Source organism: Dactylosporangium sp. NBC_01737 (assembly GCF_035963215.1).
In the GTDB taxonomy this organism is placed as follows: domain Bacteria; phylum Actinomycetota; class Actinomycetes; order Mycobacteriales; family Micromonosporaceae; genus Dactylosporangium.
In genome coordinates, this window is record NZ_CP109153.1 from 3,683,482 (window position 1) to 3,708,277 (window position 24,796).

At 71.1% G+C, this 24,796-nt stretch carries 22 protein-coding genes; 10 read left to right on the forward strand and 12 right to left on the reverse strand.

What is annotated here, in order from left to right; all coding sequences use genetic code 11:
• Nucleotides 1–77: 77 nt before the first annotated feature.
• Nucleotides 78–962 carry a sporangiospore maturation cell wall hydrolase GsmA gene (gsmA, locus tag OHA72_RS16615; protein ID WP_327008719.1) on the forward strand — a complete coding sequence of 295 codons (885 nt, stop codon included), beginning with the start codon at nucleotides 78–80 and terminating at the stop codon, nucleotides 960–962.
• Between the two features lie 200 nt (nucleotides 963–1,162).
• Here gsmA and OHA72_RS16620 read toward each other — a convergent pair whose 3' ends face one another.
• Together OHA72_RS16620 and OHA72_RS16625 are read right to left on the reverse strand one after the other, a co-directional pair.
• Complete coding sequence (locus OHA72_RS16620) at nucleotides 1,163–2,059, reverse strand: DUF1963 domain-containing protein (RefSeq protein ID WP_327008720.1); 897 nt, start codon at nucleotides 2,057–2,059, stop codon at nucleotides 1,163–1,165.
• A 118-nt stretch (nucleotides 2,060–2,177) separates the two neighbouring features.
• Nucleotides 2,178–3,164, reverse strand: coding sequence for a helix-turn-helix transcriptional regulator (locus OHA72_RS16625; protein WP_327008721.1), 987 nt, complete (start codon nucleotides 3,162–3,164; stop codon nucleotides 2,178–2,180).
• Nucleotides 3,165–3,246: 82 nt separating this feature from the next.
• Here OHA72_RS16625 and OHA72_RS16630 point away from each other — a divergent pair, with 82 nt between their 5' ends.
• Nucleotides 3,247–3,648, forward strand: coding sequence for a RidA family protein (locus OHA72_RS16630; RefSeq protein WP_327008722.1), 402 nt, complete (start codon nucleotides 3,247–3,249; stop codon nucleotides 3,646–3,648).
• Between the two features lie 150 nt (nucleotides 3,649–3,798).
• On the opposite strand, the gene OHA72_RS16635 is transcribed toward OHA72_RS16630, so the two are convergent.
• The 4 genes from OHA72_RS16635 to OHA72_RS16650 all read right to left on the reverse strand — a co-directional run bounded on the left by OHA72_RS16635 (nucleotide 3,799) and on the right by OHA72_RS16650 (nucleotide 7,022).
• Nucleotides 3,799–4,434 carry a response regulator transcription factor gene (locus tag OHA72_RS16635; protein ID WP_327008723.1) on the reverse strand — a complete coding sequence of 212 codons (636 nt, stop codon included), beginning with the start codon at nucleotides 4,432–4,434 and terminating at the stop codon, nucleotides 3,799–3,801.
• A gap of 199 nt (nucleotides 4,435–4,633) precedes the next feature.
• Nucleotides 4,634–5,866: a sensor histidine kinase gene (locus OHA72_RS16640; protein WP_327008724.1), complete on the reverse strand. Its 1,233-nt coding sequence runs from the start codon at nucleotides 5,864–5,866 to the stop codon at nucleotides 4,634–4,636.
• A 31-nt stretch (nucleotides 5,867–5,897) separates the two neighbouring features.
• Entirely contained in the window at nucleotides 5,898–6,296 is a 399-nt protein-coding gene (locus tag OHA72_RS16645) for a DUF3224 domain-containing protein (protein WP_327008725.1), read from the reverse strand.
• A gap of 36 nt (nucleotides 6,297–6,332) precedes the next feature.
• A complete protein-coding gene (locus OHA72_RS16650; protein ID WP_327008726.1) occupies nucleotides 6,333–7,022 on the reverse strand; it encodes a sensor histidine kinase in 690 nt (229 codons plus the stop codon).
• 190 nt (nucleotides 7,023–7,212) lie between these two features.
• On the opposite strand from OHA72_RS16650, the gene OHA72_RS16655 reads away from it, so the two are divergent.
• The 4 genes from OHA72_RS16655 to OHA72_RS16670 all read left to right on the forward strand — a co-directional run bounded on the left by OHA72_RS16655 (nucleotide 7,213) and on the right by OHA72_RS16670 (nucleotide 12,384).
• Nucleotides 7,213–9,066 (forward strand): sensor histidine kinase, encoded by a 1,854-nt coding sequence (locus OHA72_RS16655; RefSeq protein ID WP_327008727.1) that lies wholly within the window; start codon nucleotides 7,213–7,215, stop codon nucleotides 9,064–9,066.
• A complete protein-coding gene (locus OHA72_RS16660; RefSeq protein WP_239135998.1) occupies nucleotides 9,063–9,773 on the forward strand; it encodes a response regulator transcription factor in 711 nt (236 codons plus the stop codon). The genes OHA72_RS16655 and OHA72_RS16660 overlap by 4 nt, the downstream gene beginning before the upstream one ends.
• Nucleotides 9,774–9,877: 104 nt before the next feature.
• Nucleotides 9,878–10,606, forward strand: a complete 729-nt coding sequence (locus OHA72_RS16665; protein WP_327008728.1) for a hydrolase — start codon at nucleotides 9,878–9,880, stop codon at nucleotides 10,604–10,606.
• A 92-nt stretch (nucleotides 10,607–10,698) separates the two neighbouring features.
• A complete protein-coding gene (locus OHA72_RS16670) occupies nucleotides 10,699–12,384 on the forward strand; it encodes an ATP-binding protein (RefSeq protein WP_327008729.1) in 1,686 nt (561 codons plus the stop codon).
• Here OHA72_RS16670 and OHA72_RS16675 read toward each other — a convergent pair.
• The 6 genes from OHA72_RS16675 to OHA72_RS16700 form a co-directional block, all read right to left on the reverse strand.
• Nucleotides 12,350–13,615, reverse strand: a complete 1,266-nt coding sequence (locus tag OHA72_RS16675; RefSeq protein WP_327008730.1) for a glycosyltransferase family 2 protein — start codon at nucleotides 13,613–13,615, stop codon at nucleotides 12,350–12,352. The genes OHA72_RS16670 and OHA72_RS16675 overlap by 35 nt on opposite strands.
• A 330-nt stretch (nucleotides 13,616–13,945) precedes the next feature.
• A complete protein-coding gene (locus OHA72_RS16680) occupies nucleotides 13,946–15,049 on the reverse strand; it encodes a HEAT repeat domain-containing protein (RefSeq protein WP_327008731.1) in 1,104 nt (367 codons plus the stop codon).
• On the reverse strand, nucleotides 15,046–15,420 hold the full coding sequence (locus OHA72_RS16685) for a response regulator transcription factor (protein ID WP_327008732.1): 375 nt from the start codon (nucleotides 15,418–15,420) through the stop codon (nucleotides 15,046–15,048). The genes OHA72_RS16680 and OHA72_RS16685 overlap by 4 nt, the downstream gene beginning before the upstream one ends.
• Before the next feature lie 115 nt (nucleotides 15,421–15,535).
• Nucleotides 15,536–16,141: an SRPBCC family protein gene (locus OHA72_RS16690; protein ID WP_327008733.1), complete on the reverse strand. Its 606-nt coding sequence runs from the start codon at nucleotides 16,139–16,141 to the stop codon at nucleotides 15,536–15,538.
• 133 nt (nucleotides 16,142–16,274) lie between these two features.
• Nucleotides 16,275–17,828: a S8 family peptidase gene (locus OHA72_RS16695; RefSeq protein WP_327008734.1), complete on the reverse strand. Its 1,554-nt coding sequence runs from the start codon at nucleotides 17,826–17,828 to the stop codon at nucleotides 16,275–16,277.
• Between the two features lie 237 nt (nucleotides 17,829–18,065).
• The gene (locus tag OHA72_RS16700; protein ID WP_327008735.1) at nucleotides 18,066–19,670 is read right to left on the reverse strand and encodes a CBM96 family carbohydrate-binding protein; all 1,605 of its coding nucleotides are present in this window, start codon (nucleotides 19,668–19,670) and stop codon (nucleotides 18,066–18,068) included.
• 429 nt (nucleotides 19,671–20,099) lie between these two features.
• On the opposite strand from OHA72_RS16700, the gene OHA72_RS16705 reads away from it, so the two are divergent.
• The 4 genes from OHA72_RS16705 (at nucleotide 20,100) to OHA72_RS16720 (ending at nucleotide 23,832) form a co-directional block, all read left to right on the forward strand.
• On the forward strand, nucleotides 20,100–20,318 hold the full coding sequence (locus OHA72_RS16705) for a DUF7455 domain-containing protein (protein ID WP_327008736.1): 219 nt from the start codon (nucleotides 20,100–20,102) through the stop codon (nucleotides 20,316–20,318).
• Between the two features lie 111 nt (nucleotides 20,319–20,429).
• Complete coding sequence (locus OHA72_RS16710) at nucleotides 20,430–21,923, forward strand: putative bifunctional diguanylate cyclase/phosphodiesterase (protein WP_327008737.1); 1,494 nt, start codon at nucleotides 20,430–20,432, stop codon at nucleotides 21,921–21,923.
• Nucleotides 21,924–22,029: 106 nt separating this feature from the next.
• Nucleotides 22,030–22,266, forward strand: coding sequence for a hypothetical protein (locus OHA72_RS16715; RefSeq protein ID WP_203847581.1), 237 nt, complete (start codon nucleotides 22,030–22,032; stop codon nucleotides 22,264–22,266).
• Between the two features lie 36 nt (nucleotides 22,267–22,302).
• Nucleotides 22,303–23,832, forward strand: a complete 1,530-nt coding sequence (locus OHA72_RS16720) for an ATP-dependent DNA ligase (RefSeq protein ID WP_327008738.1) — start codon at nucleotides 22,303–22,305, stop codon at nucleotides 23,830–23,832.
• Nucleotides 23,833–24,796: the final 964 nt, after the last annotated feature.

Sequence of the window (24,796 nt, forward strand, 5' to 3'; positions counted from 1 at the left end):
CCCGGCGGGAACCTGGTCGCGCTACCCGCACTGGCGACCTTTGAGGGGACCACCCACCCCTCATGGGAGATCAGTGCATGTTGCGCAACTTCAAGAAATACGTCCTCGTCCCTGCAATGGCGCTCGCCGCGACGGCGACGACGCTCGTCACGACCACCGCCCCGGCCGACGCGGCCGTCATCTCAGTCCGCGTCAGCGGCACCCTCGCCGCCCGCAACGGCGCCGCCAACTGGTTCACACAGACCCGGAAGATCAAGAACAAGCAGAAGGTCACCGTCACCTGCAAGGTCAGCGGCCAGTACCTGCGCGGCAACATCCGCCGCACCGCCCAGTGGGACCGCACCGCGATCGGTGACTACATCTCCCACGCGTACGTGTCGGGCAACCCGAAACTGCCCAACTGCGTCGTCCCGGCACCCGCACCCACGCCAACGGTCGTCGCAGCCCCCGTCGCCACGGTCCCTCTGGGCCCGACCGGCACGATGACGAACGAGCAGTTCCTGGCCGCGTCGATCCCCGCCGCCCAGCAGAGCCAGCGCGACACCCGCGTGCCGACCTCGGTCACCCTCGCCCAGGCGATCCTCGAGTCCGGCTGGGGCCGCAGCTCACTGTCGGCGAACGACCGCAACTTCTTCGGCATGAAGTGCTTCAACAACGTGTCGGGCGCGTACGCCTCCGGCTGCCACGCCTACAGCACCCAGGAATGCAACGCCGCCGGCGTCTGCAGCACGACGGTCGCCACGTTCCGCACCTACGCCACGTCCGCCGCCTCCTTCACCGACCACGGCATGGCACTGAAGAACCTGGCCCGCTACGCGGCCGCCTTCAACTACACCGGCAACCCGAACCAGTTCGTCGCCGAGGTCCACAAGGGCGGCTACGCCACCGACCCGCTGTACACGACGAAGCTGGTCAACCTGATGACCAAGTACAACCTGTACCAGTACGACCTGGCCCTCTAAGCACTCTGACCAGGAACGGAACAATCCGGGGACCTCGCCGGTACAGATCCGGTACGGCACGGATGGCGGCGGTCATGCCCGGTTCACCCCGGGCATGGCCGCCGCCGGCTCACTGGCATCTACAAGAACAGCACGATCGGCGTAGTTGCCCTTGTCCGGCCAGGGCCTGCATCGAAGTCGGTGAGGTAGCTCTTCTCGGCCTACTCGGTGAACGCGGGGAATGAGCGCATCTTGTCGAAGTGGCCGGCGGCCAGGTCGTCGAATCTGATCAAAAAGCGTCCGAAGTGAACAAAGTATTCGGTGGGGAACTGGGCGAGCGGCATCCATTCCCGAATCAGTCGGGATTCCTCTTCGTGGCGCCAGCGGATCCTCTCGGACCGGGGAAGGTCAGGCTCGGTCTCCAGTCGGGCCCGGAGGCCGGCACGCGCCATCTGCTCCTCCGGAGAGTACGAGCCTCCGATTCTTTTCGTGTATCCACCGATGTACAGGGATGACAGGCCCATCTCCGTCGGCCAGAGATCCTGGACCAGTGCGATGAGTTCATCGGTGTGCGTCAGCTCACTCACCAGCTGCTTCACGGTGTCCGACGCGAACATGAGGGGATCGTCCATGTCCTCGCCGTCGGGCTCGAGCCCGGGTGGCAGCTCCGGCACGACCTCGGCATACAGCCTGTACTCGGGGTAAGGGCACGGGACTGCACCGTCGGACGGCAGCTGCCGGACCGCTGTCTCGGTGCCTGCGGGCACGTACAGGACCCGCGCGTACGCGTCGTAGCCGCGACTACACGCGTCAAAGGCCTTCTCAGGATCCAGGAAGAAGAGCAGCGAGCCGTCCACCGGCAGGGGAAGCTTCTCGACCTTCGGAAGGGCCGCGCAGTCGAGGGACGCGACGAACGGCAACGCAATCCCGCGCTCGGACGGCCACTCCGTGCCGGCAGGTAGCCGGGGCAGCCCGCCGCTCTGCCCGACAACATCCTCGCCGCGGTCACCGCCACCCACCCAGATCGCGAATCGCAGCTGCTCGGCGAACCTGTCAACCTGATCCGCCGGAACGCCCCGCTCAATCGCCTCGCGGCGAAACGGCCCGTATAGTTCCATAGCGGAGCATCATCGCAGATGGGGCGACTACTCCTGGTTCGACCTGACTACGGTTGATCCCGTCGTCCGCCACCAGGCGCTCGCCAGCCATAGGGCAACCCTCGCGGCGGGCCATCGCTCACCGGTGGGTGTGCCCAGGCGCCTCGTAGCGGGCGGCGACCGCGGTGGCGCGGTGGTGCAGGGCGGTGCGCAGCCATTGCGGGGCAAGGGCTTCCGCGTTCGTGGAGAGCTGCCACAGTGCCCACTCGGCGTGCCTGGCGTCCTGGAAGGTCACCTCCAGCCGCAGCCGGCCGTCCGCGTCCGACTCCTCGGCGAGGACGGCCAGGGCGGTGCCCACCAGGTCCTCCCGGCGGGCCGGGTCCAGCCGGACCTGGACGGTGACCTGGTCGCCGCCGGCGCGGAACCGGGTGCTGCGCTCCTGCCAGGCGCGGTCCAGGTCGACCCGGTCCGGTCGCTGCGCCGGCTCGGCGAGCTCCTCGGCGGCCAGGACCCGTGACAGCCGGTAGGTGCGGTCCGCGCCGCACCTCGTGGCCAGCAGGTAGCCCTGCTCGCGGACGGTGACCAGGCCGATCGGGTCCACCGTGCGCCACTTCGGGGGCTGGCCCGCGGCCGCGTAGTGGATGCGCAGCTTGTGGCCGGCGAACACGGCCCGCCGGACCTCGGCCACGGTGCGGTCGGGGACCTCCTCGGCGACCAGCCGGCGTGACAGCAGATCGGTCTCCGGGTCGATGAGCAGGCGCTCGATCGCGCCGGCGGCGGTGTCCCGGTAGCGCTCCGGCAGCGCGTCGATCACCTTGAGCATGGCGGAGGCGAGCGCCGAGCCGAGACCGAACGCCTGCGCGCCGCGCCGCGAGCCGGCGACCAGCAGGGCGAGGGCCTCGTCGTGGTTCAGGCCGGTGAGCTCGGTCTGGAAGCCGGGCAGCAGCGCGAAACCGCCGTGCCGGCCGCGTTCGGCGTAGACCGGGACGCCGGCGGCGGACAGCGCCTCGATGTCGCGCAGCACGGTGCGGGTGGACACCTCCAGCTCGCGGGCGAGGGTGGCCGCGGACAGCCGGCCGCGCTGGCGCAGCAGCAGCACCAGTGACACCAGGCGGTCGGCGCGCATGGCGAAACTATGCCAGCAATACACGACACAGGATGTCGTGAATCGCTGCGAGGCTCGGGGCTCTCGACGAAACGGAGCTGAGATGGCATTGGATCGATCGGCGGTCAACCCGTGGACCTGGTCGGTGGGGCTGGGGTACAACCAGGGCGAGCTCGTCTGCGGGCAGACCCGGACGCTGTACTGCGCCGGGCAGACCGCGATGAGCGGCGAGGGCAAGCCTGAGCACGCCGGTGACATGGCGGCACAGCTGGCGCTGAGCCTCGACAACCTGGAGGCCGTGCTCGGCGGGGCCGGCATGTCCCTCGCCGACCTCGTCCGGCTCAACGTGTACACCACCGACGTCGACCGGCTCTTCGAGCACTACGGCGTGCTGGCGTCGAGGCTGGGCGCCGCAGGGGTCGCGCCGGCCACCACGATGCTCGGGGTGGCCCGGCTGGCGATCCCGGCCCTGCTGGTCGAGCTCGAGGGGACCGCCGTCGCCTGACGCGCGGACGACGAGAACGCGGACCGGCGAGGGGGCGCCGGTCCGCGTTTCGTGGCCGTGGAAGCGTTGTGGGAGACGTCGTCGAAGCGTCGTCGAAGCGTTGTGGGAGACGTCGTGGGAAGCGTCGTCGAAGCGTCGCGGGAGGCAGGGTCAGGCGGCGTCCGCCGAGACCAGCAGACCCTGGTTGACGGCGGCCATCAGCGCCTGGGAGCGGTTGTTGACCCGCAGCTTGCTGTACAGCCGGGACACGTACGTCTTGACCGTGGCCTCGGAGACGGCGAGGCGCTCGGCGATCGTCGGCAGACTCAGGCCGTCGCGCATGAGGGACAGCACCTCCTGCTCGCGCTGGCTGAGCAGGCCGGTCTGGCCGCGGCGGCGGGACAGGGCGGAGGACAGGCCGGGCGCGGTGAAGGAGTGCGGGGCGACCGCCGCGTGGCGGATGGCGGCGAGGACCGAGGGGATCGGGGCGGCCTTGGTGACGTAGGCGGACAGGCCGGCGTCCAGGGCGCGGTAGAGGAGGTTGTCGTCGCTGACCGCGCTGAGCAGCACGACGCCGAGGTCGGGGCTGGAGGCGCGCAGGCGGCGGGCGAGACCGATGCCGTCGCTGTCGGCGAGGGAGGCGTCGATGGTCACGACGTTGGCTCGGGTCTCGGCGACGACGCGTTCCGCCTCGGCGGCGCTGCCGGCCTCGCCGACCAGAGTGATGTCCGGGACGGTCGCCACGACACGGTTGAGACCGAGTCGGAGAAGGACGTGTTCATCGACGGCGACCAGTCGGATCGTCATCTGGGCTCCTCAGGAAGGTGTGCCGTGGCCTGCACGTTTACGGCGTGGATCATTGCCACGTAAGCGTCGCAGCCGACACCACCGGGTCGCCAGGTGCTGCAATTGACCTGCGCTCGTCCGCACCCGTGCTGCACCAGAGGACAATCGGACACCGGTGGACACCGTCCACTCTTCGGGTATTTCTCCCGGCGGCGCGCGGTCAGGGGCGGGGCAGCGTGATGCGCATGGTGGTGCCCCCGCCTGGGGTCTCGTCGATGACGAGGGTGGCGTCGTGCGCCTCCACGATGCGCTGGCAGGTGGCCAGGCCGATGCCGGAGCCCTCGACGTCGGTCCGCAGCCTGGTGAACATCTCCAGCACGCGGGGCCGGTCCTCGGCGGGGATGCCGATGCCGTTGTCGGCGATGGCGACGGTCCAGCCGTCCGGGGTCTGCGCGCCGGTGACCGCGATGTGGCAGGCGCGGCCGCGGTCACGGAACTTCAGCGAGTTGCTGACCATGTTCTGGATGAGGACGCGCAGCTGGGTGGCGTCGCCGTACACCATGGGCAGCGCACCGACGTCCACTGTCGCCTGAGCGGTCGCGATCGCGGTGCCGACGTCGTCGACGACCTGCGTGACGACGGCGCCGAGGTCGACGGGGGCGAAGGACGGGCGTCCGCCGAGCGACGCGTGCGACAGGACGTCCTCGATCATGCGCCACATCCGGGTCGCGGAGGACAGGGCCCGGTCGATGCAGCGTTTCGCGGTGGGGTCGGCCATCACCGCGTCGGTGTCGGCGAGCATGGCCACGAAGCCGAGGACGCCGGTGAGCGGATTCTTCAGGTCGTGGCTGACCTGACCGGCGAAGTGCTGCAGGGAGGCGTTGGAGCGCTGCAGTTCGCGGGTGGTGCGCTGGACCTCGTCGAGGGCGCCGGTCAGCAACCGGCCGTGCCGGTGCAGGTCCATCACGTCCATGACCATGCGGGCCAGCTTGTCCAGGCCCTCGCGCTGCTGCGGGGTGAGGTCGTGCGGCCGCTGGTCGAAGACGCACAGCGAGCCCAGGACGTGGCCGTCCCGGTCGCGCAGGTGCGCGGAGGCGTAGAAGCGCACGTCGTCGATCTCGCCGGTGACGAACGGGTTGCGGGCGAAGCGCGCGTCGAGGGTCGCGTCGCGCACGACGACGGTCTCCGGTTCGACGATGCTGATCGCGCACATCGAGTCCTCGCGGGCGCAGACGCCGGCCTCGAAGCCGTACGCGGCCATCTGGTGCTGCTGCGTCGCGGAGATGATGTTGACGACGGCGTTCGGCACGCCGCAGATGTAGGCGGCGAGCTCCACGACCGACGGCAGGTCCGGCAGCGGGGGAGACCCGATGACGCCGTAGTCCGCCAGGGAGCGCAGCCGCTCCTGCTCGTCGGCCGGGACGGGGTAGGGGCGCGTCGTCGTGCTGGTCATGGTGCCGACGATAAGCGCCGGAAGTTGCTGCTCAGCCCAGTTCGTACGCCAGCACCAGCGTGTGCGCGCCGTCCTCGGCGACGACGATCTCACCGGCGCCGCTGATGCCCGTGAGCTCGCCGGTGCCGGTGTCCGGCACGATCGCCCAGGAGCCGCCGCGCTGCCCGCCGGAGCCGGACGCGGTGTGGTGCAGCACGAAGCTACCGGTCCTGCCGTGCAGGCTGCCGAGGAGGCGTTCGAAGCCGACGTATGCCGCGGAGCCCTCGACCGGGGCACCGCACATCAGGGTCTCGGCCTCGCTGGTGCCGGCGAAGTCGCCGGTGAACGTCTTGGTGATCCTGGTGCGGGACAGGCGGGCGCCGGGGCGCTCGTCGTACACGTCCTCTTCCCAGCCTTCGATACTGAACGGCGCGACGGCCTTGATTGCCATGCCTCACAGCGTGCCGCAGCTACCTGACAGGGCGTGTCAGGAATGCGGAAGCGTGATGCTCACGGTGACCCCGCGCTGCTCGACCGACGTGACCATGCCGCCGCCGTGCCGGGCGGCGATCTCCCGGCCCAGCATCAGCGCGAGCGCGCCGGTGCGGTGCTCGCCGGGGTGGTCGGGGTGCGGGATGCGCATGGAGAGCAGCCGCTCTGCGCTCAGCGGGCCGGCCACCGTGGCGATCACCTGCACCGTCCAGACCCGCGCGTCACGGGTGGCGGTCACGGTGATGGGGCGGTCGGCGTCGTTGACCACGCCCGCGACGTCGACCGCGGTGCGCAGCAGCTGCCGCAGCAGCGGCTCGTCGCCGAAGAGGTGCGCCGCGTCCGGGACGTGCAGCGCCACGGCGAGCCCGCCGGTGACCTCGTTGAGCAGCGGCCGCAGGTCGACGCGGACCGCGTCCAGCGGTGCCTCGGCGGACTCCAGCTCGGCCAGCAGCATGAGGTCGGCGACGGTGAGCTGCATGCGCTCCGCGTTGCGCCGGATGGCGTTGAGCGCGGAGTGCCGGTCGCTCGGGTCGAGCGTGAGGATGTCGTCCGCGGCGTCGAGTATGTCGGCGAACGTGATGATCGACGTCAACGGGGTCCGCAGCTCGTGCGCGGCCACCCGGATGAACTCGGTCCGCAGCTCCGACATGCCCCGCGCGCCCTTCGCGTCGGGCGATGCGGTCATTGGTGTGGCGGTGTCGTCAGCGATGAGCACCCCCTCGGTCCTCCGGAAACGTTACAGGACATGTCATTACATTGCGTAGTATATGTGTGTACCGACAGTAAGCGGCGAATGTCGCGAGGGCTGCCGGCCGAGGAGAGCTTTGCGTGGAGAGACCGACCGTCTGGTTGACACGGGCCTTATCGAGGGTGCCGTGGTCGACCTGGTGGTCCGTGCCGCGAACGCGACCACCGTGGTGGACGCGCAGCGCCTCGTCGCGCAGTTCCGGGGCTTCTCCGGGGTCCGCTCCGCCGAGATCGTCTCCGCGCTGACGCCCGTCGTCGGCGAGCTCGACCTCCTCGAGCGGCTCCCGGTCGGGCCCGCGCAGTGGGGGCAGGAGCTGCGCGTCGAGTTCAGCGCCGCGCCGGCCCGCACCGAGCTGCGCACCGCCGCCGCGGAGATCGCCGCCGCCGCCGACCGCGCCCTCGCCCAGCCGTGCCGGGCCGTGCCGCCACCGCCGATGCTCGGCTCGCCCCTGGCGTGGGCGATCACCATCGGCGCCCGGGCGATGATCCTCACCGTCGACCCGGCCCGCGGCTGGAGCGCGCTGTCCGACTCGTTCGGCACGGTCCTCGGCTACGACCGGCACAGACCCCCCGACTACCGCATCATCGACCTGATCCACCCCGACGACCGTCCCGCGGCCGTCGCCATGTTCCTCACCTGCTGCACCGGCCGGCATCCGACCGGCACGGTCGACCTGCGGCTGTGCACCTCCGCCGGCCGCTGGCGCACCATCGAGGTCGCCGCCCGCAGCTTCGTCGACGACGCCCAGGTCGGCGCGGTCGTGTTCTTCGGCATCGACGTCACCCGCCAGCGCGAGACCGAGCGGACCATGCTCGTCGAGCGGCAGCGTCTCGCCCGCCTCGTCGAGACGATGGGCGACGGCCTGCTGCTGCTCGACGAGCAGGGCCGGGTCTGCCTGGCCAACCTCGCCGCGCACCGGCTGCTGGACACCGGCATGGCCGGCGAGCACAGCCACGTGACCGACGACGACCCCCTCGACTGGGCCGCGGTCATCGGCCGCGCGATCGAGCGGCTCGGCGCCGACTCCACCCGCGTGGAGCGGCTGCGCGAGGCGTTCCGGCTGCGCAACGCGATCGTCGGCGAGGAGATCCCGTTCGACGACGGCCGCGCCCTGGAGATCGATCTGGTGCCGGTGGCAGGCCCGGGCGAGACGGACTCCGGCACGCTCGTGCACATCCGCGACGTCACCGCCAGGGTCGCGGTCCGCCGCGGGCTGGAGGAGCGCAGCCGGGGCCTGGAGGAGCGCAACCAGGCGCTGATCGAGGCGACCGCGCTCAACAACGAGTTCGTGGCCAGCGTGTCGCACGAGCTGCGCGGCCCGCTGTCCTCGGTCGTCGCGTTCGCGCACCTGCTCGGCGACGCCACCACCGGCGAGCTGTCCGAGGACCAGCGCACCTACCTCGACGTGATCGACCGCAACGCCAACCGGCTGCTGCGCCTGATCGAGGACCTGCTCCTGCTGTCCCGGCTGGAGGCCCGCACCTTGCAGCTCAAACCGATGCCGACCCGCCTGCCGGAGCTGCTCGCCGTCGCCGTCGCCGAACGCACCCCGGCGGCGCTCGCGGCCGGCCTCGAGCTGGTGCTCGACTGCGCCGAAGGGCCCGAACTGGTCTGCGACGACACCCGGGTGCACCAGGTCGTGGACAACCTGGTGAGCAACGCCGTCAAGTTCACGCCGAGCGGCGGGCAGGTCACCGTCCGGGCCGGGCCCGCCGAGGACGGCTGGACGATCGCCGTGGCCGACTCAGGGGTCGGCATACCGGCCGCCGACCTGCCCCGGCTCTTCAGCGCATTCTTCCGCGGCTCCAATGTCGCCGCGGCCGTCGGGCGGCAGGTCATGCCCGGCACCGGGCTCGGGCTCGTGGTGAGCCGGGCCATCGTCGAACTGCACGGCGGCGGCATCAGCGTCGCCAGCACCGAAGGGGTCGGCACGACGGTCACGCTGTCGTTGCCTTCGCGACCAGCACGAAATGGGGGATGATCGTGAGCCGACTTCTCGTCGTCGAGGACGATCCGGATATCGCCATGGCTCTGCGCCTGCTGCTGACGCGGGCCGGACACCAGGTCGCACACGCCAAGGACGGCAGGACCGGACTCAGGGACGCCTACACGGAGCGCCCGGAGCTCGTCATCCTCGACATCGGCCTGCCCGGCATGGACGGCTGGCAGGTCCTGGAGCGGCTGCGGGACGTCAGTGACGTCCCCGTGCTGCTGCTGACCGCGCACGGGCAGGAGTCGGACAAGGTGCGTGGACTGCGCGGCGGCGCCGACGACTACCTCACCAAGCCGTTCACCAACGCCGAGCTCGTGGCGAGGGTGGAGGCGCTGCTGCGGCGCAGTGCCGGACCCGCGTCCTGGGCCGACGAGGTGTACGACGACGGCGTCCTGCGCATCGACCCGGCCGCCCGGCGCACGTTCGTCGCCGGGGAAGAGGTGCGGCTCACGCCGACGGAGTTCCGGTTGCTCAACGTGCTCGTCAGGCACGCCGGTGCGGTGCTGTCGCCCAACCAGCTGCTCGCGCAGGCCTGGGACGACCCGACCGGCATCGGGCCGGAGCGGGTCAAGTTCGCGGTGCTGCGGCTGCGGCGCAAGCTCGGCTGGACCGACCCTGACGCCTCACCGATCGAGTCGGTGCGCGGTTTCGGGTACCGGTACCGGCGCCCCGTGCTGGACCGGGCCGGCGAGTAGGACCGGTGTCAACCCAAGCGCAACTGGCCGGGACCGGGGCGGGGGACCCGGGCCCGGCAACCTGAGACTTGAAAGAGCAGCCCGCCCCAGGGAAGAGAGCCCACATGATCGACCTTGCCGCCGACGGCCACGTCCACACCGCCTTCTCCTCCGGCCGGGACAGCGTCAGCGTCCTCGTGGCCAGCGCCGAGCAGGCCGGACTGACCGAGGTGACGTTCGCCGACCGCGTGGGACCCGACACCAGCTGGCTGTCGCCCTACCTGTCCTCCATCCAGCGCGCCCAGCAGCGCACCGACCTCGTCCTGCGCCGCGGCGTCGAGGTCGAGGCGATCGGCATCGACGGCTGGCTGGCGTTCCCGTCGGACCTCAACGGCCTGGAGGTCATCTCGGTCGGGCTCAACCGCCTGCCGCTGCCCGCCGGCCTGCTCAGCCCCGACGCCGTGCGGGGGCTCATCGACAACGGCACCATGCGCGCCCTGGACGTGATCGACCAGGTCGTCACCGTGACCGGGCTCGCCGTGGAGCGGGTCTCCCGCTACGCGCCGACCCGGCTCGCCCGTCCCCTGGACTTCCTGGCACGGGCCGGGATCGACGAGGCCGCGGTGCCGGACGCGGCCATCGCGGAGCTGGTCGAGGCGTGCCGCGCCAACGGCACCGTCGTGGAGATCAGCGAGCGGCACCGCCTGCCCGGGTTGCGCTTCGCTCAGGCGTGCGTCGAGGGCGGCGTGCGGCTGGTCGCGGTGAGCGACGGCGTCCGCGCCAGCGAGGTCGGCTACTACCGCTACGTGCGTGAGATCGCCGCGGCGCTGCACCGCTCGCCCGCCACGGCCTGAACGGTCCCCATCCCACCCCTGGCACGTCCGGACCCGCCGTGATCAACCCAAAACGGGCTGATCGCGGCGGGTCCGACTTTAGGATCGAAGATGTGTCGAAGGATCGCGAACCCGTCCTCGTCTCCCTGTTGCAGGAGGCGACCCGGATCGCGAACGAGGCCGACCACATCGCCGACGCCGGACTGCCCGTGATCAAGGCGGTCTGCGCGGCCACCGGCTGGAACGCCGGGCACCTGTGCCTGCCGGACGAGCGCGACCGCAGGGTCTTCGTGTCGACCGACCTCTGGTTCGAGGACGTCCCCGGATCGTTCGCCGGCCTGCGGGCGGCGAGCGAGGGGTTCCGCTTCACCTATGGCGGCGGCATCGTCGGGCGGGCGGCCCGCAGCGGCAGGCCCGTCTGGAGCCCGGACGTCGCCGCGGACGCCAACTTCATCCGGTCCCGGATCCCCGGCGCGATCGAGGGGGTCGGCGCCGCGATCGCGTTCCCGATCACCGCCCGTGGCGTCGTCTCGGCGGTGCTGGAGTTCTTCACCCACGAGCCGGCCGAGCCCGACGCGAGGCTGCTGGAGATCATGGCCGACGTCGGCGTCCAGCTCGGCCGGGTCGCCGACCGGATGGCCGCGACGCGGGCGCTGCTCTTCGGCGCGGAGCGCCTGGAGCGCGTCCTCGACAGCTGCGTCGAGGCGTTCGTCGCGATGGACGAGGGCGGCATGATCACCGGCTGGAACGCCGCCGCCGAGAAGGTCTTCGGCCTGTCGAAGGAGGAGGCGCTCGGGCGCCGGCTCGCCGACACGATCGTGCCGCCGCGCTACCGCGAGGCCCACCACCTCGGCGTCGGCCGGTTCCTGACCACGGGCGAGAAGCGCGTCCTGGACAACCGGATCGAGATCGTCGCGTGGCACGCCAACGGCTACGAGTTCCCGATCGAGCTGGCCGTCTGGGCCGTGCAGGACGCGATGCAGGGCTGGAGCTTCAACGCCTTCGTGCACGACATCACCGACCGCAAACGCACCGAGGACGCGCTGCGCGCCGCCTACGAGCACGAGCGCGAGGCGGTCTCCCGGCTGCGCGAGCTGGACGTGGTCAAGAGCGACTTCGTGGCGACCGTGTCGCACGAGTTCCGCACGCCGCTGACCAACGTCATCGGCCACCTCGAGGTCCTCACCTCCGGTGACGCCGGCGAGCTCAACCCCGCGCAGACCCGGATGCTGCAGGTCATCGGCCGCAACTCCGACCGGCTGCGGGCGCTCATCGAGGACCTGCTCACCATCTCCAAGGTCGAGGCCGGGGTCTTCGACCTGGAGCTGGTCAGGACCGACCTGACCGAGGTGCTCGTCGCGGCGCACGCGGCCGTCGAGCCGCGGGCCAAGCGCCGCGACCACCGCCTCGGGCTCAACGTCGCGCCGCGCCTCGGCGCGATCGACGCCGACCCCGAGCAGCTCGAGCGCGCCCTGGTCAACCTGCTGGTCAACGCGATCAACTTCACCCCGGACGGCGGGCTCATCGAGTTGACCGCCAAGCCCGACGGTGACCAGGTGGTGATCACGGTCCGCGACACCGGTGTCGGCATAGACCCGGCCGAGCAGAGCCAGCTGTTCACCCGGTTCTTCCGCGGTACGTTCGCCGTCCGCGAGGCGGTGCAGGGAGCCGGGCTGGGCCTGGCGATCACGAAGACCATCGTGGAGGGCCACGGCGGGGAGGTCGCGGTGGACAGCGTCGTCGGCGCCGGCACCACGTTCACGGTCAGGATTCCACGCGAACGTCCTCTTTGGCTGTGACGGGCTTCTGCGGCGCCGGCTGCGGGTCCGGTCGGGCCTGCGCGGCCGGGGTCAGCACGGTCTGGAAGCCGGTCCGGGTCATCTGACCCCACTCGTGCCTGCCGCCGCGGATCGCGGCCCACATGCCCATCGTGCGCCAGAACGCGGTCAGCTGCCGGTAGCCGAAGTTCTCCAGCACCGACGCGAGGACCGAGGCGATCAGGTCGGTCCAGCGGTGGTACCGGTGGAACGAGTACTCCTCCACCGTCAGCGCGATCAGGTTGAGCAGCAGCGCGTAGCCGTACGCGACGGCGACGAACACCAGGGCGAACCTGGCGTCGATCGCGCCGACGTACAGCCCGAGGGGGACCAGGACCACCCCGGCCAGTTCGATGATCGGCGCGAGCAGCTCGAACAGCACGTAGTAGGGCATCGCGAGGAGCCCGATCCGGCCGTACCTCGGGTTGAGGATCATCGAACGGTGCTTGCCGAGGATCTCGGTGATGCCCCGGTGCCAGCGGCGGCGCTGCTTGCCGAGCACCTTGAGCGAGCTGGGCGCCTCGCTCCAGGACACCGGCTCGGCGACGAACACGATCCGGTAGTCGCGGCGCTGCCGGCGCAGGTGCCGGTGCAGCCGCACGACGAGTTCGGCGTCCTCGCCGATGCAGTCGTGGTCGAGGCCGCCGACCTCCACGAGCAGGTCCCGGCGGAAGATGCCGAACGCGCCGGAGATGATGAGCAGCCCGCCGATGCGCGACCAGCCGGTCCTGCCGAGCAGGAACGCCCGCAGGTACTCCACCACCTGCACCCTGGCGAGCCAGTTGCGGGGCATCCGGACGTCGACGATACGGCCTGCCACGACGGTGCAGCCGTTGGCGACCCGGATGACCCCGCCGGACGCGACCGTGCGGACCGGGTCGTCGGTGAACGGCTTCGCCACCGACAGCAGCGCCTGCGGGTCGAGCACCGAGTCGGCGTCGACCATGCAGACGAGGGGGTACTGCGCGACGTTGATGCCCGTGTTGACGGCGTCGGTCTTGCCGCCGTTGTGCTTGCGGACCACGACGAGGGGGTCGGGGCGTTCCCGGGGTACGTGCACCGACTGGATCCTTCCCCGGGTCGGCGTCGCGTCCGGGACCACCCGGGGCACCTCGACCAGGCCGAACTCCTGCCGCAGCCGTTCGAACGTGTCGTCGGTGGATCCGTCGTCGATGACGATGACCTCGAACACCGGGTACCGCAGGGCCAGCATCGCCTGACCGACTGCACGATCCCGGCCGACTCGTTGTGCGCCGGGACCAGCACCGAGACGGGCTGGGTGAGGGGGCTGCGATAGGTCTCCTCGTGCCCGGCGAACGGCACCCGCCGCATGTGGTGCACGAACTCCGCGGAGGCGAGCACGATCAGCACCAGGTAGCTGGAGTTGATCAGCAGGAAGTACGTCAGGATGAACACGTCCGTGACGGTCAATACCTGCCGAACCAAATCAGCGGTCATGCCGCCACCTCCGCTGCGCTCCGGCGTCGGCCTGACCCGAGGACTGCGCTCATGATGACCAGCTCCTCGCTGCGCTGCGGGCCGGTCATGGCACGAGTTGCCTGCGGTGGTCTTCGAGCTCGGCGGCGGCGAGGGCCTCTCGGGCGTGCGCGGCGCCGAGCAGGACCCGCTGGTCGTGCGGCTCGGTCTCGGCGCGGTGTTCCGACGCGGCCAGGGCGGCCCGGCCGGGCCTGCCGAGGCGCAGCAGGGAGCGGGCCGCGTTGTGGGCGACCGCGTACTCGACGTCGGACAGCAGCACGGTCAGCGCCGACGCGGCGGTGACGGCGCCCAGCTCCCCGAGCGCCTTGGCGGCCTCGGCGCGCAGGACGACGGGCCGGTCCGGTTCGAGGGAGTCCAGCAGCGGCGCGAGGGCGGTGCGGGTGCCCAGCCGGCCGAGCGTGCGGGCCGCGCTGATCCGCACGTCGATGGACGGGTCCGCGCGCAGCGCGCTCTCCACCCGTACCGTGGCGCCCGCCGCACCGATGAGACCCAGCACCTCCGCGGCGGTCGCGCGGATCGGCGCCCGTGGATCGTCGAGGCTGGCCAGCAGCGCGCCCTGCGCGGCGGTGCCGAGCCTGGTCAGCGCGGTCGCGACCACCTGCTGCGGGACCATGCGCCGGCTGGCGAGGGTCGCGAGGAGCGGCTGGGTCGCGCCGGCGTCGCCGATGCGGCCGAGCGAGCGCGCGGCGACGACCCGGACGTCGGGGTCGGGGTCGCCGAGCAGGTCGCACAGCGGCAGCAGCGCGTCCTTGCGGCCGAGGTTGCCCAGGACCTCGGCGGCCTGCGCGCGGGCGACCGGGTCGCGGCGGCGTAACCGGCTGCGGGCCCGCCAGGCCGCGCCGCGGCGCTCGAACACGTCGACGAGCGTGGTGTGCGCCTCGCCGCGGACCTTGCCGAGCAGGGCGATCGCGTTGGGCTCCACCGCCTGCCAGACCTCGTCGGGGAGGCGGACGAGCGCCTCGACCTGCTCGGGGTCGTCGTCCCCGGCGGCGATGGCCAGCAGCAGCCGGCGGGCGGGCTTGGCCAGCTTCGCGCGGCGGGCCTCGCGGGCGCGGCGCACGGTCCTGCCGCCGACGATGAGGCCGCCGAAGACCAGTGCCGCGACGAGCAGGACCGCCAGCGCCACGATGGCGGCGCCGGCGAGCGTCACGTGCGCATCCGCGCCAGCACGGCCTCGACGCGGCTCACCAGCTCCCGGGGGCTGAAGGGCTTGACGATGTAGTCGTCGGCACCGGCGCCGAAGCCGACCTCGACGTCGCCCTCCTGGGCGCGTGCGGTGAGCAGGATGATCGGCAGCGCCTTGGTGCCGGCGTCCTGCCGCAGCTGCCGGCACACGTCGATGCCGGACATGCCGGGCATCATGACGTCCAGCACGACCAGGTCCGGCGGGTTCTGGGTCGCCTCGGTGAGCGCGGCGAGCCCGTTGTCGACGGCGACGACGTCGTAGCCGGCCTGTTCGAGCTTGAAGGCGACGAGGTCCCTGATGTCCATGTCGTCGTAGGCGACCAGGATCGCGGTCATGGAATCGTCGCTCCTCTCGGGCGTGAAACTTCATGATATGTGGCATTCGGCCTGGATGTCGGAGATCCAAAAGGACGCCGGCCGACCGGCCGGCGCCCTGAAAGCCTTGTGGGGCCTAGAAACGCGTCTGCTTGGTGCGCGCCGCGCCGCGGTCCAGCGTGTGCTGCATCGGCCCCAGGTTGCCCGCCGCCGGCGGGCCCTGCGGCGGCCGCTCGTTGCTGGCGTGGGTGATGCCGGAGGCCGACGCGATGCCCCGCGCGATCGTCGCCGGGGTCGCGGTCACCGGCTGGTTGACCGTCGTCTTCGTCGCGGCCTCCTCGCAGAACCGCTTGAAGCCCTTCAGATCCGCCTTGAGCCGGCGGTTGAGCACCTCCACGGCATGCTGCTCGGTCGGCATCAGCTCGCGGGCGTCGATCTGCAGCTCCGCGATGACCCTGGTCATCCCGTCGGCCATCGGCTCCAGCCGCAGCGCCTCGCTGACCTGCGGTCCGTCGAGGGCCTCCCAGCACAGGAACTCACCCGGCCGCGTCTCGGTGATCCTGGCGTCGAACTCCGCCCGGTTGCCACCGATGTCCAGCACCATGTGCGCGGTCGAGGCGTCGATCGGCGCCATGCTCATCACCCCGGACATGAACTGCGGGTAGTTCTCGAAGTGGGTGAGCTGTTCATATGCGACCCCGGCCGGGACGGCCACCTCGATGGACTCTCGCGCGGTGCTCATGGTGTCCCCCTAGCTCTCGGATGACCAACACGGTACCGACGGGTACGCCCTAGTTGAGACCGATTCGCGGTTTCTGCAACGCTGACGGCCCCCGCGAGATCGCGGGGGCCATCAGTCACCGGGGGAGGTGGGATCAGACGGTCAGGGTCCAGGTGTCCAGGGTGCCGGTGTCGCCGGCGAAGACGTCCTGCACCCGCAGGGACCAGACGCCGTTGCGGGTCTCGGCGGACAGGTCCACGACGTAGGTGGCGTTCAGGTTGGCCACGTCGTCACCGGAGATCGAGCTCTTCAGCTTGTACGCGGTGCCGTCCGGGGCGATGAGGTCCAGGCGCAGGTCGCCGCGGTCGGCGTGCTTCACGGTCACCTTGACGGCCGCGGCCTTGGCGCCCGTGCCGGCGCAGTTGGCGACGGTGACCTTGCTGGTGACGACGGCGCGGTCGGCGATGAACACGTCGGTGCCGTTGGAGGCCGCGGCGCAGGTGGCCGGGGTGGCCGGCGTGGTAGGGGTCGTCGGGGTCGTCGGGTTGGCCGGCGCCGGGGCGGAGATCAGGCCGGCGGTGTAGAGCAGCTTGTTCGGCGAGCCGCTGCCGGCGCCGGTCACGGCGTTGCTGACGGCGCCGTTGACCAGGGCGTCACGGACCTGCGCGGGGGTGGCCGTCGGGTGACCGGCCAGGTAGAGCGCGGCCGCGCCGGCGACGTGCGGGGTGGCCATCGAGGTGCCGCTCATCTTCTGCGTGCCGGTGTTGCTGCTGTTCGCGCTGGACAGGATGTTCACGCCGGGGGCGAAGATGTCCAGGCAGGAGCCGAAGTTGGAGAAGCTGGCGCGGGCGTCCTTGCTGTCCGTCGCGCCGACGGTGATCGCCTCGGGCAGGCGGGCCGGGGACTTCGTGCAGGCGTTGGCGGAGTCGTTGCCGCCGGCGACGGCGTACGTGACGCCCGACGCGATCGACTTCTTGACCGCCTCGTCGAGGGTGCTGCCGGCCGAGCCGCCCAGGCTCATGTTCGCCACGGCGGGCTTGACCGCGTTCTTGGTCACCCAGTCGACGCCGGCGATGATCTGCGAGTAGGAGCCGCTGCCCTGGCAGTCCAGCACCCGGACGCCGACGAGCTTGACGTCCTTGGCGACGCCGTACGTGGCGCCGCCGACGGTGCCCGCGACGTGCGTGCCGTGGCCCTGGCAGTCGGTGGAGTCCGCGTCCTTGTCGACGAAGTCGTAGCCGGAGCGGGCCCGGCCGCCGAACTCGGTGTGGCCGGCGCGCAGCCCGGTGTCGATGATGTACGCCGTGACGTTGCTGGCCGGCCCGTACGTGTAGGTCCCGTTCAGCGGCAGCGCCTGCTGGTCGATGCGGTCCAGGCCCCACGTGGCGCTCGTCTGCGTGGTCGCCTCGACCTTGACGATGCGGTCCTGCTCGACGTACTTGACGGCCGGGTCGGCCGCGAGGCGGCGCGCGCCGCTCGCGCTCATCGTGCCGGAGAAGCCCTTGACGGTGCTGTCGAACCGGGTGCCCACCGAGCCGCCGACCTTGCCCGCGAGGGCGTCGGAGGTCGTCGTCGAGCCGTCCTTCAGGACCACGATGTAGCGGTCCTTCATCGTTCCGGCCTCGCCCATGCCCCGCACGGTGCCCTCGGCGGGCGCGGCGACGGCGGCGGAGGCGAAGGAGAGGGAGCCGGCAGCGGCGGCGGTCATGGCCAGAACGGTGAGAACGCGGCGGTTCAGCATATGTCTACATCCCTTGCTTTCATGTTTTCCGTCATTGCCTTGCACACATAAGATTCGGGCCCTCCGGTGGCACCTCCGGGACCCGTGCAGGTGCAGGGAAGTTGCCTGCTTCCGCCGCGTCGCCCGGCCGGCGCGTGCCTGCTGAGCGGGCGGTGGACAGCGAAAAGGGCCGCCCGGACGGGCGGCCCTCTTCGTGCTCGGGGGTCAGAGCTTCACGTTGAAGCGGGGGTCGGCGGCGATCTTCCTGAAGCCGGCGAGGGCCTCCGGGGTGTCGTCCATGCGGATGTCGTGACCGTTCTGGTCCTTCGCGGTCTCGAAGTAGACCAGGCCCTTGACCTGCGGCATCTTCGCCAGCTGCGGCAGGACGGTGGCGTACACGTCGGCCTTGTTCTTGCCCACGACGGTCTTCGAGGAGTCGTAGACGCCCCACTCGGCGACCATGATCGGCTTGCTGGCGTGCTTGGTGGTGGCCCAGGTGTACCAGCCGGGGAACTTCGCCTTGTCGGTGGTGCGGTTCATCATGTAGTTGAAGTCACCGGTGTGGAAGCCGCCGGGCTGCGCGTTGTTATAGGTGTCGATGCCGACCCAGTCCACCACGTCGTCGCCGGGGTACAGGTCGCCCCACCAGGAGGTGTTGTTCCACTTCTCGTAGTTCATGTAGGCGACGACGAAGACGGCGTTGCTGACCCCGTTGGCCTTCATGCGCAGCGTGGTGTGGCGGAACATCGCGGCGTAGTCCTTGGCGGTCATGCCCGAGCCGGCGGTGGCGACGACGTCGTTCTCCGGCTCGTGGTGCAGCACCATGAAGAACGGCCTCGTGCCGTAGTTGGTCTTGATGAAGGTCGAGAGGCGGTCGATGCGGGCGTCCTGGTCGCCGTTGGCGACGTTGGCCCACTTCGAGCCGTAGCCGACCTTCCAGTTCAGCATCAGGGTGCGCGGGCTGGCCGGGTCGCTGCTCATCGCGATCTCGTCCTTGGTGGGGAAGAGCTCGTCGCCCTTGTGGTACGTGTGGTAGATCGTGGACGTCCGGCCGGTCTTCTGCTCGAACGTCTTGAGCGCCTCGTCGCGGGGCACGTCGGAGAAGCCGCCGGCGGCCGCGCCCCACAGCACGCCGCAGGACGGCACGAGCTTCGCGTCGACCTTGCACTCAGCCGGCCTGGTCGGGGTCGGGGTCGTCTCGACGGGCTTGGTGACCGGGGGCTTCGTCGCGGCCGGGCGGGCCACGGTCAGGTTGAGGGCCGGCTGGCCGGTGCCGGCCTCGGCGGACCTGAATCGGGCGGGGCTGTTCGCGACCCGGGACGTCACGGCGAACGTGTAGGTGCCGGCGCCCTTGACGACCGAGCTGACGTCGAACGAGACGGTGGCCGCGTCGCTCTTCGGCTTGACGGTGCTCACGGTCGCGCCGATCGCCGGGTCGTTCTTCGCGGAGAGGGCCCTCTCGGTCCACGCGGTGTCGGCGACCTTGCTCAGCGTCAGCGCGCTCGGCAGCGCCTTGCTGTCCCGGGTCAGCGTGACCCGGGCGGACCTGACGGTCACGCCGGTGCTGAGGCCGGCAACAGGGGAGGCGACCGTGAACTTGAGGTAGGTGACCATCGTGTCGCCGCCGGCGCGGCCCGCGACGAGGGTGTCCGACGCGCCGAAGTTGTACGTCGGGCGGCTGCTGGAGCTGTAGCCGTCCTCACTCGCACCGGTGCGGACGATGTCGGTGGTCTCGGCGCCGGCGTGGCCGGAGAAGAAGACGGTGCCGGCGGCGGCACCAATGGCGAGGGCGGCGAGCGGCATCAATGTGCGGGTGTGGCGGCGAATCATGTATGTGGGCCCTTCCGTGGATGACGAATCCTGGTGGAGCGGTGGTGCCGTCCGGCGTTGTCATCCGGACCTCCACAAGATTCGGCAGCCCGGGTTACACCCCCGGTTCGCCGTTCGTTGCCGTTCGGGTGTCCGCACCGGAACCCGTGTGTCCACAGTGGATGCCCCGAGCGTGGCCTGAGCGTGGACCCGGCTCATGGGCGGCTGGCAGGGCGGATGGTGTCGAGAAGTTGCGGGGCGGGTATGTGACGTCCGCCGGTGATGCATCAGACGAACGGACAGAGTCGGCAACCCGGCAGTGACCAAATGCCAACGCTTCCGAACTAGTCGCTCAAATCAGGCGAACGTAAGGTTAGGTAGGTAAGGCGCAACACCCAGAAAAGCCACATTTCAATTTGCAGCTGACCGCTTCGACTCGAGGAGACTGAGATGACCCCGATGCTGATCTCGCGCCCGGCCGTTCACGTCGTCCCCGAGCTGACGGGGGAGCGCTGCGACAGCTGCGGTGCCGCCGCCAAGGCTCGAGTGACGTTCGGCGCCGCGGGCGACCTGTCCTTCTGTGGGCACCACACCAACAAGTACGCCGACCGGATCGCCGCCACCGCGGACAAGATCGTGGTCGAGGCGGGCTTCGACTGGCGCGGCTGACCACCTCGCAGACCTGGGCGGGCCTCCTGCAGTGGAGGCCCGCCCTTTGCGTGCGCGCGTGTTGTCCGTTAGGTGGCGAAAAATCGGATATGTGATAGCTAGCATCGGAGCGTGCGACGCAAGCCGAGCCCCCACCCGCGACCAGCCCCGATGGCGGGCCGGCCGTCCACGCTGCTCGCCGTCGCCGGAGTCTTTCTCATCGCGTTCTCGGCGGCGGTACCGGCGATGCTCCGCCAGGCGCTGTCCGGCTTCGCGATGCTCGTGGCCCTGGGTGCCGCAGGCGCCGCCGTGCTGCTGGTCCGGCAGCGCTCCGACCGGCTCAGACGCTCCCTGGCCAGATCGTCGGCGCGCAGCAAGGGCCTCGAACGGGAGCTGCGGCAGCGCGCCACCCGGGACCCGGTGACCGGGCTGGCCAACCGCCGGCAGCTCACCGAGCGCCTCGACCAGGTGCTCACCGGCGTGACGCCCGGCGTGACGGTCGCGCTGCTGGACCTCGACGGCTTCAAGGACGTCAACGACACGTTCGGCCACGCCGCCGGCGACGAACTGCTCGTGCAGGTGTCGCGGCGGCTGCGCGCGGCGCTGCCCGACGCCGACGTCCTGGCCCGCCTCGGCGACGACGAGTTCGCGGTCGTCTGGCGCGGCGCCGACCACGCGTTCGAGGACACCCTCGCGCAGCTGCGGCCCTCGTACCCGGTCGCCGGCAGGCAGGTGCACCTCACCGGCAGTGCCGGGATCGTTGCTGTCGGCGACCAGCGCAGCTCCGCCGACGTGCTGCGCGACGCCGACCTGGCCCTCGACGCGGCCAAGCACGCCGGCAAGGACAGAGTCGTGCGGTTCGACCCCGACCTGCGCGCCGCCGCGGCCCGCCACCGTGATCTTGCCACAGGGCTGCGCCGGGCCCTCGCCGACGGCGAGTTCACGCTGCACTACCAGCCGGTCGTGCGCCTCGCCGACGGCCGGGTCACCGCGGTCGAGGCGCTGCTGCGCTGGCCGGCCGGCGGGGTGCCGCCGCTGACCTTCATCCCGGTCGCCGAGGCCACCGGGCTGATCGTGCCGCTCGGCTGGTGGGTGCTGCGGCAGGCCTGCACCGACGCGCGTGCATGGTTCGAGCGCGACGGCGTCGCCGTCACCGTCAACGTGTCCGGTCACCAGCTGCGCGAGCAGGACTTCGTCGAGCGGGTCCTGGCCGTCCTCGACGAGACCGGCCTGCCGCCCGCCGCGCTGGTCCTGGAGCTCACCGAGTCCGTCCTCGTCGACGACGCCGAGCGCACCGCACGCCTCGGCCGGCTGCGGGAGCGGGGCGTCCGCATCGCCGTGGACGACTTCGGCACCGGCTACTCGTCGCTGGCGTACCTCGTACACCTCCCGGTCGACATCCTCAAGATCGACCGGACGTTCACCGCGTCGGGCGTCGACTCCACCCTGATGCGCGTGATCCTGCAGCTCGCCGAGGGATTGTCGCTGCACACCGTGGCCGAGGGCGTCGAGACCGCCGGGCAGGCCGCCGCGCTGCGGGCGCTGGGCTGCCAGTACGCGCAGGGGTACCTGTACTCGCGGCCCTTGCCGGCGGACGAGCTGTTCGATGCCTTGCCGGCGCGCTGATACGTGTCATCTGTCGCCTGTTCAGTGTCACCCTGTCCGCAACCTGGCGGACACGCCGGTACACCTGCGGGAGCGTGTGATTGGAGGAAGCCGAAGGGGGTAGAAGATGACGCCACAGCTTCTGGAGCACGTCCGGGCCGAAGCGCTGTTCGTCTCCGACGTGCAGTCCTCCGATCCGATGAGTCCCGAGCACATCCGCACCGCGGTGATGCGCAGTGTCCGGCGGCACGGGCCGCGGGGATGCGCCGCGCTGGTCGCCCACGAGTTCGGTGAGCACCCCGACACCGCGGTCAACCGGATGGGCTGGGTGCTGGGGGTCGTGCGGCTCGCGTACGCCGCCTGAGGTTTTTCTGTCGTACCCCTGGGTCAAAATCCGGGTATGAGATTCGTCGAGCTGGCCTCCGTCTCCGCCGATGTCGCGCGGACCTCCGGGCGCAACGCCAAGATCGACCTGCTCGCTGACGCGCTGCGGCGGCTGGAGCCCGATGAGCTCTCGCCCGGCGCCTCCTACCTGTCCGGTGAGCTGCGGCAGCGCCAGACCGGCGTCGGCTATGCCGCCCTGCGGGACCTCCCGCCACCCGCACAGACCGCGTCGCTGTCGGTCACCGACGTCGACGAGGCGTTCGCGGCGATGTCGCAGCTGGCCGGCAAGGGCTCCCAGGCCGCCAGGCGGCAGCTCGTCACCACCCTCTTCGGCGCCGCCACCGAGCCCGAGCGCCACTTCCTGATCGGCCTGCTCAGCGGCGAGCTGCGCCAGGGCGCGCAGGCCGGCCTCCTGGTCGACGCCGTCGCCCGCGCCTCCGGCGTCCCCATCACCGCCATCCGCCGTGCGCTGCTGCTCGCCGGCGACCTGAAGATCGTCGCCGTCGACGCCCTCACCGCCGGCGCCGACGCCCTGGACGCCTACCGGCTCACCGTCGGCCGCCCCCTCTCGCCGATGCTCGCCCAGAGCGCCGCCACCGCGACCGACGCCCTCGCCGACACCGGCACCCCGGCCGCCGCCGACGTCAAGATCGACGGGGTGCGCATCCAGGTGCACCGCGACGGCGAGCAGATCGCCGTGTTCAGCCGCAGCCTCGACGACCTCACCGCCCGCATGCCCGTGGTCGTGGAGGCCGTCCGCGCCCTCGCCGTGTCCGCCGTGGTCCTCGACGGCGAGGCCGTCGGCGTCGACGACACCGGCCGTGCCGTGCCGTTCCAGGAGACGTCGAGCCGCGCGGCCCGCCGCGACGGCACCGCCGTGCTCCAGCCGTTCTTCTTCGACATCCTGCACCTCGACGGCGTCGACCTGCTCGACGAGCCGGCGTCGGTGCGCTGGGAGGCCCTCGAGCGCGCCGTGCCGCCCACGCTGCGGGTCGAGCGCACCATGCTCACCTCGCCGGAGGACGCCGAGCGGGTGTTCGCCGCCGCCGTCGCCGCCGGCCACGAGGGCCTCGTCGTCAAGTCCGCGGCCGCCCCCTATGACGTCGGCCGCCGCGGCTCCGCCTGGGTCAAGGTCAAGCCCCGCCACACCCTCGACCTGGTCGTCCTCGCCGTCGAGTGGGGCCACGGCCGCCGCAAGGGCTTCCTGTCCAACCTGCACCTCGGCGCCCGCGACCCGCAGACCGGCGGCTTCGTGATGCTCGGCAAGACCTTCAAGGGCATGACCGACGAGATGCTGCGCTGGCAGACCGACCGCCTGCGCACCCTCGCCGTCGAGGAGTCCGACTGGGTCGTCAAGGTGAAGCCCGAGCTGGTCGTGGAGATCGCCTTCGACGGCGTGCAGACCTCCCCCCGCTATCCGGGCGGCGTCGCACTGCGCTTCGCCCGCGTCCTGCGCTACCGGGAGGACAAACGCCCCGAGGACGCCGACACCATCGACGCCGTCCGCGCCATCCACACCCCACCCCCACTCCCTGACGCCTCCTGACCCCAGCCCCAGCGGGCGGCTCCTGTCCCGTCGGTCGGCGGGATCCCGTCAGGCCAGCTGACGCCGGTGACGTGCGCGTCTGCGACGCGACCCGACGGGCGCGGCTGCGTGGCCAGGAGCGACCCGGCGCGCCCGCTTGCGGAGGCGTTCGTGGGGCGCCACTGCTCGCTCGTCCTGCCCGCCGCCGCCGTGCCGCGTGCTGCCGTGGCGCTTGTCGCCGTCGATCTGGACAGACGTTGGCCTGATTCGCGGCTCCTGTGTGCACTGGACGGGGGTGGCGTTGATGCCCGTGAGGAGCGGCCGACAGCTGGCACACCCGCCGCGAAGACGTCCACGACGTGGCCGACCATGGCCACTGCACTCAGGTGCACCGCGCCGGCGGGCAGATCGCCGTCTGACGCGGGCATCCTTCGCTGCACACCTCGCGAGGTGCATACCGGACCCGTGCGCCACGACGGCGCGCCCGGCTGTCGATGTTCCAGTGCGGCTGCATAGCCAGGAGCGACCCGGCGACAGGCGCGCCGCTTGCGGGCGCTCGCGGGGCCACTGCTCGTTCGTCCTGCCCGCCGCTGCCGTGCCCGCCGCGAAGACGTCCACGACGTGGTCGGCCACGGCACTGCGCCCGGGTGCATTGCGATGGCGAGCAGGTCGACGTCTGGCGCGTGGTATCCCTCGCTTCACGCCTCACTGTTGCCCGTCCGTCGCGACGATGCGAGTCTGTCCGTGGCTGTCCAGATTGGGCTTTTTGTATGGCTATCTTTTCCTGAAAGTGGATCTTGCGGTTTGATCGAAGTCGCGGGCTGGCCGCATGGACGACCGCTGGGCGACTTCGATCACGTCGACAAGATCGAATCCGGGTGAAACGGGGTTGCGGCGTCGGGACGATCCACGCTTTGTCTCCGTGATCACGAGATGCGATCAGAGTCGATCACCGTGGCGAGCGGGCGCGCCGTCGCCGGGGCCG

Bases quoted from the DNA above. Each gene is read 5' to 3' on its own strand.
- OHA72_RS16665 (WP_327008728.1), top strand. From the start codon at position 9,878: ATGATCGACCTTGCCGCCGACGGCCACGTCCACACCGCCTTCTCCTCC.
- OHA72_RS16720 (WP_327008738.1), top strand. From the start codon at position 22,303: ATGAGATTCGTCGAGCTGGCCTCCGTCTCCGCCGATGTCGCGCGGACC.
- OHA72_RS16700 (WP_327008735.1), bottom strand. From the start codon at position 19,670: ATGATTCGCCGCCACACCCGCACATTGATGCCGCTCGCCGCCCTCGCC.
- OHA72_RS16645 (WP_327008725.1), bottom strand. From the start codon at position 6,296: ATGGCAATCAAGGCCGTCGCGCCGTTCAGTATCGAAGGCTGGGAAGAG.
- OHA72_RS16705 (WP_327008736.1), top strand. From the start codon at position 20,100: ATGACCCCGATGCTGATCTCGCGCCCGGCCGTTCACGTCGTCCCCGAG.
- OHA72_RS16685 (WP_327008732.1), bottom strand. From the start codon at position 15,420: ATGACCGCGATCCTGGTCGCCTACGACGACATGGACATCAGGGACCTC.
- OHA72_RS16635 (WP_327008723.1), bottom strand. From the start codon at position 4,434: ATGACGATCCGACTGGTCGCCGTCGATGAACACGTCCTTCTCCGACTC.
- OHA72_RS16640 (WP_327008724.1), bottom strand. From the start codon at position 5,866: ATGACCAGCACGACGACGCGCCCCTACCCCGTCCCGGCCGACGAGCAG.
- OHA72_RS16660 (WP_239135998.1), top strand. From the start codon at position 9,063: ATGATCGTGAGCCGACTTCTCGTCGTCGAGGACGATCCGGATATCGCC.
- gsmA (WP_327008719.1), top strand. From the start codon at position 78: ATGTTGCGCAACTTCAAGAAATACGTCCTCGTCCCTGCAATGGCGCTC.
- OHA72_RS16620 (WP_327008720.1), bottom strand. From the start codon at position 2,059: ATGGAACTATACGGGCCGTTTCGCCGCGAGGCGATTGAGCGGGGCGTT.
- OHA72_RS16650 (WP_327008726.1), bottom strand. From the start codon at position 7,022: ATGACCGCATCGCCCGACGCGAAGGGCGCGCGGGGCATGTCGGAGCTG.
- OHA72_RS16675 (WP_327008730.1), bottom strand. From the start codon at position 13,615: ATGCTGGCCCTGCGGTACCCGGTGTTCGAGGTCATCGTCATCGACGAC.
- OHA72_RS16695 (WP_327008734.1), bottom strand. From the start codon at position 17,828: ATGACCGCCGCCGCTGCCGGCTCCCTCTCCTTCGCCTCCGCCGCCGTC.
- OHA72_RS16625 (WP_327008721.1), bottom strand. From the start codon at position 3,164: ATGCGCGCCGACCGCCTGGTGTCACTGGTGCTGCTGCTGCGCCAGCGC.
- OHA72_RS16630 (WP_327008722.1), top strand. From the start codon at position 3,247: ATGGCATTGGATCGATCGGCGGTCAACCCGTGGACCTGGTCGGTGGGG.
- OHA72_RS16715 (WP_203847581.1), top strand. From the start codon at position 22,030: ATGACGCCACAGCTTCTGGAGCACGTCCGGGCCGAAGCGCTGTTCGTC.
- OHA72_RS16690 (WP_327008733.1), bottom strand. From the start codon at position 16,141: ATGAGCACCGCGCGAGAGTCCATCGAGGTGGCCGTCCCGGCCGGGGTC.